This window comes from candidate division KSB1 bacterium (genome assembly GCA_034506395.1).
Taxonomy (GTDB): Bacteria; Zhuqueibacterota; Zhuqueibacteria; order Thermofontimicrobiales; family Thermofontimicrobiaceae; genus Thermofontimicrobium.
This window is the reverse complement of the sequence record JAPDPQ010000010.1, coordinates 23,825-36,093: the sequence shown is the minus strand read 5'-3', so window position 1 is coordinate 36,093 and position 12,269 is coordinate 23,825. Positions and strand designations below refer to the sequence as shown.

Sequence of the window (12,269 nt, the reverse complement as noted above, 5' to 3'; positions counted from 1 at the left end):
TCATTCTCGAAACGCTTGCTGAATTTCAGATTCTGAGCAGCCCAGAGCGCGCAGCGCCTCCATCGCTTGCTCCTGTTTGATGTTCGCAGCATGGCTTTCGGTTTTATTTTCAAGCGGCACAAAACCGCGCGCCTTAATCGTATGGGCAATGATCGCTGTTGGCTTGTCCTTTATCTGTCGTGCTGAATCCAAAGCAGCAACTAACTGTTCCACAGAATGGCCATCTACTTCCATTGCACACCAACCAAAGGCCTGAAACTTCTCCATTAGCGGATCTAATGGCATGACCTCTGTGGTTTTTCCGGATAGGGTAAAATTGTTGTAATCAACCAGCGCCACGAGATTGTCCAGCTTATATTTTGAGGCCAACATGATTGCCTCCCAGACTTGTCCCTCATTCATCTCGCCATCCCCTAAAAGCACATAAATGCGAAAGCCCCGATTGCGCAATTTAGCACCAATGGCCATCCCCACCCCAGCCGACAGCCCTTGCCCTAAAGCCCCGGTGGTCATCTCGATGCCAGGAAACTCGCCCAACTCAGGATGGGCTTGCATCGGGCTATCAACCTCGTATGGATGACGCAACACATCCTTAGAAACAAAACCCAGTTCTGCCAAAGCCACGTACTGGGTAAAGCAAGCGTGTCCTTTGGAAAGGATGAAACGATCACGATCCTCCCATTTTGGATTCTTCGGATCGACTTTTAATTCGTGAAAATATAAAACCGCAATCATCTCAGCAATGGAGAGCGAGCCGCCAATGTGTCCGTAACCATATCGGCCCATGATCTTGATTATTTCGATCCGCAGCCGATTGGCTCGCTCCTCCAATTGCTTAACTTGTAACTTGTCAATACTCATGCTCAACGCCTTTCTTTGTAATAGTGATAACGTGTATAGATCGAGCTTGGTTGGCATTGAATTTGAATTGCCAAAAGGAAGCGTTTATCCCTTGATCAAATATATTCTCATGATCCCATTCAATTCGATCCTTGTCTTCTTCGAAAGAGCCACCAGAATTTGAGCCCTTTGATCTTATTCCTTTCGATCGACAAATCTCCAATCAGCCTTGTCAGGATCATAGTTGGGATTTCTGGTCATTTCCTGAGCCGCAACTGCCTTTCGCCATTGACGAAGCTGCTCCCGCAACTTGGCAGCCAGTTCTGGCATTTCCTTGGCCAAATCCCTAGTCTCTCCCATGTCCTCACGAACATTATACAAACTGACTTGATTTTCCTCATCCCAGAGCGTGGCCTCATACCATTCAATCAACTTGTAATCACCAGCGCGAACCGCCCCAGCGGGCTTGTACCCCTGATGATGATAATGCGGATAATGGAAATAGATCGCATCCCGTTTGATATCACCAGTTCCTCGAAGCGCTGGCACCAGGCTGATTCCATCGATATCCTTCACCTGATGTTGAATCCCAACAGCCTCCAGTAACGTTGGGAAAAAATCAATAGAAATAACTGGCGTGGTGCATTTTGAGCCAGGCTGCACCACTCCAGGCCAACGGATCACCATGGGTACCCGCAATCCACCATCAAAAATGGTCGCTTTGCCCATTCGCAGTGGATATTGGCTTTGCAATTGCGCCAACCCGCCGTTATCCGATACGAATACCACAATCGTTTTATCCGTTAACTTCAATTCGTCCAATTTGTTCAAAATTTGTCCAATTCCCCAGTCCATGCGCTCGATCATGGCGCCCATGATGGGATTGTTTTGGGGCAGATCCGCTCCAGGTTTCGCCCGATATTTCGCGATGAGACTTGCCTGCTCCATGATCGGGCGATGCGGTACATGATGCGCCACATAGCAGAAGAACGGTCGATCTTTGTTTTCCTCGATGAATTTTATCGCGTGGGTGGTAATCTCCACCACATGATGCGCATCTTTTTCTGGATCAGCGTTCTCCTCGGGCTTCACATTCGTCAATACCACATCGAATCCCTGTGAGCCAGGATCAAAAGGTCGACCGGGCTGATAGTTGTAATCCGTGCTCAAATGCCATTTCCCAAAATGACCAGTGATATAACCATTGTCTTTAAGGACCTCGGCAATGGTCACTTCCTCCAAGGGCAAACAAGGCACCTGCTGGGGCGTCTTTGCTTTAGCATAAGGATAAGGACTGCCTGGGATATAATCGGTCAAATGGAGCCGCGCAGGGTATTTGCCGGTCATAATCGCTGCTCGCGTGGGGGAACACACTGGAGCAGCAGCGTATGCCTCAGTAAATTGCATCCCTTCCGCCGCCAAGCGATCGATATTCGGCGTCTCATAAAACTCCGACCCGTGATACCCCACCTGGTTCCAACCGTGATCATCCGATAGAATAAATACGATGTTCCATCTCTTGTTTTGACTGGTTGAGCAGCCCTGTATGAGATTGAACAAAGCGTTACTGCCAGCCAGAGCAACAGTGGCTTTGCCCATGGTATTCAAAAAATCTCGGCGTTTCATTGAATTTTTATCTCCTTCATTTAATCCAATTTGGACTTTCCCAAGAAGCACACAGAAAAACAGAAATTTATTTTCTGTGTCATTCGGTGTATTTCGTGAGCAATTTTTTTTCCAACGGATTGAAACAACCCAACGGATTCTTTTTTGACCCAATCTTTTTTTGTTAAAAGTTGTCATTCCGAGCGAAGTGAGGAATCTAAATTTTCAAATCATTGAATTTTTACAGATTCCTCCCTGCGGTCGAAATGACAGAGAGGTGATTTTCCGTTTAGGCACTAATTGCTTCATTAGCTCTTCAGCGAATTACCCTATTCCCTAATCGCCAAATCACCCAATCAACTAAACACACGCCATTAACCCTCCATCCACAAAGAGAATGTGCCCATTGACATAATCCGACGCTTTCGATGCCAGAAAAATTGCAGCCCCAATTAGTTCCTCTGGCTCACCCCAGCGATTGGCGGGCACACGGGAGCGGAGCCAGGCATCGAATTTCGGATCTTCGTACAGCGCTTTGGTCATCTCGGTTTTGAAATAGCCTGGGGCGATGCCATTGATCTGAATGTTGAACTTGCCCCAGTCCGTTGCCATGCCTTTGGTCAGATTTCGGAGTCCGCCTTTAGCGGCAGTGTACGGCGCAATTGTCGGTCGGGCTAATTCGCTTTGAATCGAGCAGATGTTGATGATTTTGCCTGTCCGCCGTTTGATCATTCCTTGCACCACGGCTTTGGCAACGAGAAAAGCACCCGTTAAATTGATGTCGATCAATTTTCGCCAGTCATCGCTATTAAACTCTTCCAATGGCCCTCGAATCTGAATGCCTGCGTTGTTGATCAGGATGTCGATGCTGCCGATTTCTTTTTCAATGTGTTGAACTTGTTCATTGATCGAATTTTCATCTCGGACATCAAAAAGAACTCCATGACAATTGAAACCAGCACTTCTTAATTGTGAGACAGCTTCGTCAAGTCTCTGCTTATCGATGTCATTCAAAATTATTTTGCAGCCCGCCTGGGCTAATCCTTTTGCCAGGGTGAATCCTATCCCCCTGCCCGAGCCTGTGATCAGAGCTAGTTTTCCCGTGAGGTCAAATAGTGTTTGGGACATATTTTTGCTTCCTGGTTTTAAAATTGAAAGACAAATCCCAAGGCTATTCCGTCAGATTCTATTTTGACATTCCCCTAAATTCCCCTTCAAAGGAGGACTTTTTCATTTCCCCCCTTTGAAGCGACCGAAGGAGGTACCCGCCAGGGTAAGGGGCAGGGGGGATGTTATTCTACCTGTATAATGAAAATTAAATTTTTAATTTTGACATTCATTTCATATCTGTTTTTTGCATTTTGCGATTTACGACGTCATCACCCCTCGCCAAGTCCATTTCGGTGCTTCGGGATTTTTGTTGCCAATCACAAAACTCAGCACATATCCCAGAATCAGCGTCACCACAAAAGCAATTGTGGCAGGCCAGAGCACGCCGACCATGAGCGATTTGATGTGAATGAATTTAGCAAAGACGCTCAATGAGCCGATGGCAAAGCCGATGAATCCGCCGACCAACGCTGCTGGCGCGGTGACTCGCCTGCTGAACATGCCGAGACAGAAAACGCCGAACAGCGGGCCTGTAAACATATTAATCAGCTTTTGAGAATACTCGAATATATCACCCATCTTGCCCACATAAAGCGAGAAGAAGGTAATGAGCGCTCCAAGAATCAACGTTGAAAAACGGGCGATGCGCAAGCGCCGCAATCGTTCCGCCTCCTGGAGATTTCCCTCGTCCAGATTATATTTTTTCAGCCTGAACCTGGAATAAAAATCATTCAATATGGCCGTAATGCATGAATTGAGTCCTGAATCCAGGCTTGACATAGAGGCGGCATAGATGGCAGCGATCATCAAACCTGTGATCCCAATGGGCATCATATTGGCGATGAAGTAGGGAAAGATTTGATCGCTTTTTAAGCTGGCGGGAAACGCATGATATTTGGCGACGACAAACAAACCAGCGCCGATCGCCGAAACACAAAAGATATAAAATAAATATGCGATACAATTAGCGAGAAATCCTTCACGGCTTTTCTTCAGCGATTTAGCGGTGAGATAGCGCTGCACCATCGCCTGATCCACACAATAATTCCCCATCTTTTGGATCGTGTAAGTCACGATCAACGAGAGCACCGTGATGTCCGTGTATAGAAAAAATTTCATTTTGCCGAAGAGATTTGCCTCGCTGAAGCCCGGGATATTGGCAGTCATCGAGGTTTTTCCCGCCGCTGCCAGGCTGCTCCAGATCTCAGGCAGTCCGCCAGGAATTGCCAGGATAATGACAACTACGCCAACGATCATGCTCAAAAACATAACGAACGAATGCACCACATCCGACCACATGATGGCCCGAATACCGCCCAGCGTTGAATTAATAGTAGTAATAATCCCCAGCACCAATACGGAGAGCAGTATCGGAATTTTTCCATCGGTAACCACATTCAAAATCATTGCAGGGACATATACCACCGCCGCCATCCAGGTAAGTCGCCACAAAAGAAAGATGCCACTTGCCAATGCACGCACCGAAACATTGAACCGTCGCTCAAGATATTCATACGCCGTGTAGCAATTCAATTTGTGATAAAACGGCATAAAAACCCATACCACAACAGGGAAGGAAAGCGGGATCGCCATCGCCATCCACAGATTGATGATACCATATTTGATGATGCCGGTGGGAAATGCCGTGTAACCGACGGCGCTGGTCAGCGTCGCCATCAGCGACATGCCAATGGCGAGCCAGCCCATATTTTTGCCAGCCAGCATAAAATCTTTGGTCGACTTGTTCTTTTTGAACAAATAGATGCCAATGCTGATGATGCTCGAAATGTAGCAGATAGCGATAATGATGTCGATCGTGTGTAGCCCTGGATGGGTCATTCCTTCCTCCAAATGTTTTGTGATTGACGGGGTGCATCGCCTTTATCCGCCATGAGGTAATTGGTGTCAACTTAAGAGTAAGAAGTCATTCTGAGCAATCCCAGGGAGCGAAGAATCTCTCAATTTAACGAAATTAGGTGGGTTTATTGAAGAGATTCTTCGTCTCCGTCAATTGGCGGGTCCTTAGAATGACAGCATCTCACCATGTATTCGCTTAAATTGACGCCTATGGTCATTGGCCGGACGTGCAATCCATAAAGGGATTGCATTCCCACGCACTTATTTTAATCGATATTCCGAAATAATCTCAAACTCCTGATCTTTCAAATCCCGCAGATCACCCCACACAGAGATACTCTTTTTGTCCGCATTGTTAATAATGCTCCAACGATCGCCCAATCGAATCACCCGTCCCGCCACTTGATCGTTTTTATCGATTGGCTTTTGAAGAACAAAGATGGTCAAAAAGTGCCTGGGATCAAAGTCAGCAGAAATGATTTTTCCTGTGATCATGTCCTCGACAAACTCGGGCTTTCGATCGTAATTTCCCTCTCCCTCTAAGCCGCCCTGCATGTTATTGTCCTGAATGATGGGAGGCTGGCCGTCGTTCTTCTTGATCAAAATCGACCCCTGCTCATTGTCTCGCAGGATATTATTTCGGATGATAATTGGCATAAAATAGGAAAATCGGTTTTCGAACATCACAGCTTCACCGCCCTGATTGTGCATGATGATATTCTTTTCTAACTCCATGAAAGAATCGACGCACTGAATCCCTCCGCCAGAGAGATTTCTGACAATCATATTTTCGATAATCCGAGCCCGCCCCTCTTTGCTCAGGCGGATGCCGCCGACACCTTTCTCGGGCGCCCAGTTACCCGCAATGAAATTGTGCTGAATCAGCGGCTGACCCATGCGCATGGTGTAAATTCCGCCCGCATCGTCATCGGCGATATTGCCGACGACCCAATTCGCTTCGATGAGCGGATCGGAATAATATTCGTTATAAATACCACCACCATCGCCCCGGCCTTTTGCCTGGTTATTGACAATGATGTTATTGCAAATAATCGGTCGGGATTCATAAGCGCATGAGATGCCACCGCCATTGCTGCTACGGGTGCGATTCCAATCGTTCACACCAGCGCTATTGCCGATTATCACATTGTTTTCCACTATTGGCTGCAGCACGCCGATCTCCAATCGATTCCCTTTGATAGTTTTCTCAGCACCCCCCGATAACCGCAGCCAGCCATAGAAAGCAATTCCTCCGCCATTGCCAACGGATGTTTTATTATTGGCAATGACATTATTCCGAATCACAGGCATGGCATTGTACAGGCTGGCGATCCCGCCACCGTGATGTCCCGCCTGATGAATGCGGTTGTGATTGAAATCCTCTGGCTCCAGCACGAAATTATCGAGAATGAAATTATTAGAAATGATCGGCGACGTATCATCGCAGAGGATGCCGCCGCCATGAGTTCGGCTCAAGCCATGTTGAATGACAAATCCATCGAGGCGAGCATTGTTGGAGCCGACCACGACCCGACGGACTCGTTCGCCGTCAAGAATGGTCCGATACTTGAAAATATCCCGCTGCCAATTTTTCGGATCAAACCCACCGTAGAGATCGACCCATTCTTTCATGACAATCGTGCCTGAGTTATAGATTCCTTCCGCTACGAATATAGCATATTTGTTTGATTCTGAAGCATCATTGATTATAGAGAGGGCAAATGTTGGGCTTTGCCAGGGGTTTGCTTTTGAGCCGTCGCCGGTTTTGTCGGAGCCAGATTGGATTGAAACATAGTAAATCTTTTCATAAATCTCACCATTTACTGGCTCAGTTTTAACTCCAATTTTTGAGATGTCCCGTGAATTTCTTTCATCGGCATATAGCGACAGAAAAAAAATTGGAATTAACAAGATCGAGCTTAGGGTTATTTTCATAATGTTCCTATTTAAATTTTTAGTCTCTATCGCTGGGCGTTAATAAAAGTCTTACGACTTAACTCCCCGAAAACTGAGATTTATGCGTATGGAGTTAAGGCGTTAGCATATCGGTGTCATTTCGACCGAAGGGAGAAATCTGTAAATTCGACAGTTGCTTGAAAACCAGATTCCTCACTGCGTTCGGAATGACAATTCAAATGTAATACATATGATGCTCCCCGTTATAAGTCCCCGAAAACTGAGATTCGTATGTATGGAGTTAAGGCGTTAGCCTTTTAATGCCTTAATCAAATTCATTCAAACTCAATTTCCACCGTCTCTAAAATCGGCGAATAGGCCCCATTCTCGGTATCAAAGAACGCTTTGTATTGAATCCACTTTCCTGCAGAAATCGATTTCACTGTCTGATCCCGCTCCGTAAAGTAAGTTCCAATGCCCTCTTCTCCAAGCCATTTTGCCTTTGCCAGCGCTGATTTCGAATTCGCCACTCGTAATTGAAATTTAATCGACGACCGATGCGGTGTTTCGCCTTCCCATTTCAATCGAATCGGCTTCTTGCCCTGGCATTCAAAAGCGGAAGAGACATACTCAAACACAAAACTCCGATCCCGAATATGTCCCAGATCGACGCCGACATCGTAATGAGCGCCTATGCTGGGGATTTTCAGCCGATTGTTTGCATCAAATCCGGTGGCGCTGCCCCAATATAAAAACGAATTGGTGTGATGATCGCCGAACTTGCCGATCTCATCGAAGCTGCCATCGGCACGGTGGCAGAAGAAGAAAACATCCTGAAAACCATCCCGATTGAAATCGCTGACAATTGAACCCGTGCCGCCATCTGTGGGCAATTTAATGGATTGATTGAGATGGTACCCTCGTTCGTTTCCCAATAAAATGGTCGAATAGCCCGATCGATTGCCTTTTTCTTTATAGAGCGGACAAACTAAATCGAGCCAGCCATCGCCGTTCACGTCAGCTATGGTCATGGTTTTGGCTTGCACAGGAATGGTCTGGGATTTGGCTTTGGGAAAAGTGCCATCCTTTTGCTGATAATAGACCAGCACATTTTTATCGTGGGCAAAGGCGATATCTAATAAACCGTCTTTGTTCAAATCGGCCACGCCTGGTGTGCCTGTGCCATTGCTGCCTTCGATGCGGATCCGTCTGGCGTCTCCAAACTTTCGGGTGCCATCGCCCAGAAATATCGAAGCATCCCCCCAATTCTGCTGCTGCCCGCACACCAGATCGAGATGACCATCATTATTGATGTCGCATACGGCAATGGCACGAGTTTCCACAATGGGCAATTCGGTTCGCTCGGTCACAGACCATCCGCCAGAATCGCCCCAATAGATGAACGAGCCAGGGATCGGCTTGCCGTCAGGGGATTTCTGCTTTGAATCGGAATTGGAGATGATGATATCCAGATAGCCATCGCGATCCAGATCCGCCACCTCGGCGCCAATACCGCCGTAAGCTGGAAGCCCTGTGATCCGCCACGGGTGAAAACGATTCTCCTGATTCCAGTAGATCCAGACCTCATTGGCCAGCCGTGTCGTCTCCCCCCGATTGACGATCAGAATATCGACTTGGCCATCATCATCCAGATCAGCGAACGCCTGCTCATACGCCTCCCGACCCGGCAATTCGATCCGATTTTCGAACGAGTACAAACCTTGCTCATTGCCAAAATAGAGATAATTGGGATCGTAATCGCCTCGGGAGTTGCCCATCATCGAGGTGATCAAAATGTCGAGATGACCATCGCCATCGAAATCTGCAATAGCATTGCCCTGGGCGCCGTGCTCGTATAGACAGGTGCGTCGGGTGAGCTGAAATCCATCGGGGCCATTCCAATAGATGAATGAAGGCACTTCGTAGGAATAATGCTCCTGAAAATTGCACACCAGCAGGTCGATCCAGCCATCGTAATTCAAATCAGCCGCATTGGCACCCCAGGCGCCGATGGTCTGCAGTGACTGTCGATGGTCATTGGAAAAACCATTGGCCGAACCGAAATAGACATAGGAATCGATCAAGCGGTTCGCCCGATTGGGATCGCCCGTCAACGAATGCTCATGATTGGTGAAAAATACATCGTTGTAGCCATCGTTATTGAAATCTCGAATCACCAGATCTTTGGCTGTGTGGGTTTCAAATTCAATCCGGTGATCAGGAGTTAATTTTCCCGCTTGATTCAAATACGCATAAGAAACATCACCAGCTTCATTGGCGAAAACGACATCGAGCCAGCCATCGTTATTCACATCGCCAATTTCGACGGCATGGGCGTTGCGGGTCGGCAATTTGGTCAACGCTGATTCAGAAAATCCACTGGCGCTGCCGTAATAGATGAACGATTCATCGCCTTCGCCATTAGAAAAAGCAAGGTCGAGCCAGCCATCACCGTTGAGATCGGCAGTAACCACATCTGTAGCACCTTTAGTCCAAATATGGGTGAATCGTTCCCGATCAAATCCGTTTTGGCTGCCCCAATAAATTCGGGAGGGCGACAAATCCTTTTTATTCTTATCCCGATACTCCCAGAAGCCGCCCGAAAAAGCGAGCACGATATCTTTGTAGCCATCATTATTGAAATCGCCTGTGGCGGGTTTTTGCGCATTGGCGCTGGGCAGCGTGATGCATTCTTTAAAGGGAAAGAACGCCCATTCGCCTGGCCTCTTTCGATAGTTGCGATCCTTCAATCCGCCGTAATAGACGAACGACTCCATCTCGGTCCATGTACCGTTGGAATAATTCGCCACCACCAGATCCATCTCGCCATCGTTATTCAAATCATCGGCAGCCACCCACATGGGCCCATCGGCAGGGACGTAGCTGTGATTTTTAATGCTGAAATCTTTTCCATCGCCCCAATAAATGGACATGTCCAGCATCTCCACCAGGGGGTGAGAATTGACGCAGAGGATATCGATATGTCCATCGCCGTTCACATCCCAGCGGTTGATAGTCTGGATTCGGCCCGCTCTGGAGACGTACATGTTAGCGCCTGCATCATCGAACGTCCCGTCGATGAAATCCTCAAAGGTAGCTTCCCGCCAGACCGTTTGAGCGTTGATTGATGAGGTGATTAGCGCTGCAAAAATTATATAAGCGAATTTGGACACTTTTTCCCTCTGAAAAAATCTCCAACATCAAAAGACAAAATACAAAGAAATCTTAAAATCGAATATTTGATCTGCGAATATTAGACGATCCTATTATCATTTGAATTTTGAAATTTTGAAATTGGATATTATTTGGGTTTTGAGTATTGACATTTGGAATTTCTCTAATATTTTCTCCCCATCTTCGGATACGGAACTATCGTAATCTCCTGTCGATAGAGCCTCGACTGAAAAACGACAGCTCGCCTGGTCACATAGGTCAGATCATCGAAATAGACGTCCACATACTTCCCGCCTTTGCGGGGATTGAGCAAACCAAAGCGATCGAACGAGGCCCCGATTTTTCGTTGCTCTGGCGTCAAATCCACAGAAAATGTGTCTGCTGCCAGCGTCATTGTAATCCTGCCTGCTCGTCCAGCGGCTGGATTATATTGAAATGAGAATGGTCGCTTGATGCGATCGGGAATAAAAATCGGACCTCGTTGTTCAATGGCAATTTCCTGTCTGGGAGAGCAAACCGCTGTAAAAGAATAGCCAATTCTGGTCTGATCCATCACCTCGATGCCGATGAACTCATGCGGAGGATTGCCTTTGTATTCGCCTTGAATGTCCGCTATCCTCGCTGCACGATTGAAATAGCCGATCAGCATTCGGCCGTCCACAGCGCCTTCGACAAAATTAATCCAGCCAGAAAATGAAATAGGATCATCGAGAGTCAGATGACCAATGTCATCGGCGTAATAGCCATGCAGTGGATCGATCACCTCGGTGCCGTAAAATCGGCCGCCGATCTCGCCTGGCCCTGTTCCCGCCCAGTTGGTCTGACAATAGCCGAAATTCTGCGCCGCATGAAAGTCGGTTTGTTTGAAAGTGATATGATGATTCAGCCCTACCCAATGCGGGTCTTGCGCCAATTCGATCCTTTCGCCGTTGACGATCAGATCGGAGAGATAAAATTCCATGCTGCCGTGATAAATTTGCATGTTGTACACTCCAAAGCGGTCAATGGCGCTGGGATGCCCCCGATGCCCTGGCAGAAGGAAATAGCTGACAGCAGGATGATCATCAAATTTGAATGTAATTCTACCTTTCATCTGAGCAGCATCTTTTTCGATATTCCAGAGATGATAGCTGCCCTTGCGATACCAGTGATCCACCAATCCCGCATCCCGTGCTTTTAAAAGCAATTCGTGCAATTCTGTTTTCGTTATCGAAGGCGCATCCTTTTTCGCTCGCATGAAAATTTCATCTTCATGAACGTTGGAGGTGCTGCCGATCCATTTGGGCAGGCGAGGATCGGGCCAGCTCTCGGCCACGGTGACATCAGGTTCGTAGCTCAATTCCCAGCGATGCACTGAGCCATCGCAGGGGATTTCGATGTCGGGATTGAGGATAGCGCCAGCCGCTTTTCCTGTCTTGTAATCCAGATGAAAGCGTGCTCTTCCATTTATCACTTCACCCATTCGAAATCCACAGGACGACCAGACCCGCCAGCCCTGGCGCTCGCTATTGAAAAAGCCGATATAAAAACCGAAGCCTTCCTCCGACGGAGCGATCACCGCTAATTTGCCCGATGCACTGAAACTATCTTTGAACGAAAGCGGACCAATGGGCATGGCGTAATAAGCAGGGATAGTTGATCGCCAGATGACGCCACTGATCTCGCCAATGCCATCGCCATTATGATTGGTGGGTTTCCAGCCAAAATCCTGCGTGATGGTCGGGCAATCCTGGCATTGCACCCGATTGTTCACGCCCTCCCAGCCAGGGTCGGTGCTGAAATCCTGG

General features: G+C 47.6%; 7 protein-coding genes. All 7 read right to left on the bottom strand.

Features of this window, described 5'->3' with window-relative positions:
- Positions 1-861, bottom strand: a complete 861-nt coding sequence (locus ONB37_08370; GenBank protein ID MDZ7400161.1) for a transketolase — start codon at positions 859-861, stop codon at positions 1-3.
- Positions 862-1,035: 174 nt separating this feature from the next.
- The gene (locus ONB37_08365) at positions 1,036-2,466 is read right to left on the bottom strand and encodes a sulfatase (protein MDZ7400160.1); all 1,431 of its coding nucleotides are present in this window, start codon (positions 2,464-2,466) and stop codon (positions 1,036-1,038) included.
- A 339-nt stretch (positions 2,467-2,805) separates the two neighbouring features.
- Complete coding sequence (locus ONB37_08360) at positions 2,806-3,573, bottom strand: glucose 1-dehydrogenase (GenBank protein ID MDZ7400159.1); 768 nt, start codon at positions 3,571-3,573, stop codon at positions 2,806-2,808.
- A 240-nt stretch (positions 3,574-3,813) separates the two neighbouring features.
- Positions 3,814-5,394 carry a sodium/solute symporter gene (locus ONB37_08355; GenBank protein MDZ7400158.1) on the bottom strand — a complete coding sequence of 527 codons (1,581 nt, stop codon included), beginning with the start codon at positions 5,392-5,394 and terminating at the stop codon, positions 3,814-3,816.
- 279 nt (positions 5,395-5,673) lie between these two features.
- Complete coding sequence (locus ONB37_08350; protein MDZ7400157.1) at positions 5,674-7,347, bottom strand: right-handed parallel beta-helix repeat-containing protein; 1,674 nt, start codon at positions 7,345-7,347, stop codon at positions 5,674-5,676.
- A 296-nt stretch (positions 7,348-7,643) separates the two neighbouring features.
- Positions 7,644-10,481 (bottom strand): VCBS repeat-containing protein, encoded by a 2,838-nt coding sequence (locus ONB37_08345; protein ID MDZ7400156.1) that lies wholly within the window; start codon positions 10,479-10,481, stop codon positions 7,644-7,646.
- A gap of 164 nt (positions 10,482-10,645) precedes the next feature.
- Positions 10,646-12,235, bottom strand: a complete 1,590-nt coding sequence (locus ONB37_08340) for a hypothetical protein (protein ID MDZ7400155.1) — start codon at positions 12,233-12,235, stop codon at positions 10,646-10,648.
- Positions 12,236-12,269: the final 34 nt, after the last annotated feature.

Bases quoted from the DNA above. Each gene is read 5' to 3' on its own strand.
- ONB37_08370 (MDZ7400161.1), bottom strand. From the start codon at position 861: ATGAGTATTGACAAGTTACAAGTTAAGCAATTGGAGGAGCGAGCCAAT.
- ONB37_08365 (MDZ7400160.1), bottom strand. From the start codon at position 2,466: ATGAAACGCCGAGATTTTTTGAATACCATGGGCAAAGCCACTGTTGCT.
- ONB37_08360 (MDZ7400159.1), bottom strand. From the start codon at position 3,573: ATGTCCCAAACACTATTTGACCTCACGGGAAAACTAGCTCTGATCACA.
- ONB37_08355 (MDZ7400158.1), bottom strand. From the start codon at position 5,394: ATGACCCATCCAGGGCTACACACGATCGACATCATTATCGCTATCTGC.
- ONB37_08350 (MDZ7400157.1), bottom strand. From the start codon at position 7,347: ATGAAAATAACCCTAAGCTCGATCTTGTTAATTCCAATTTTTTTTCTG.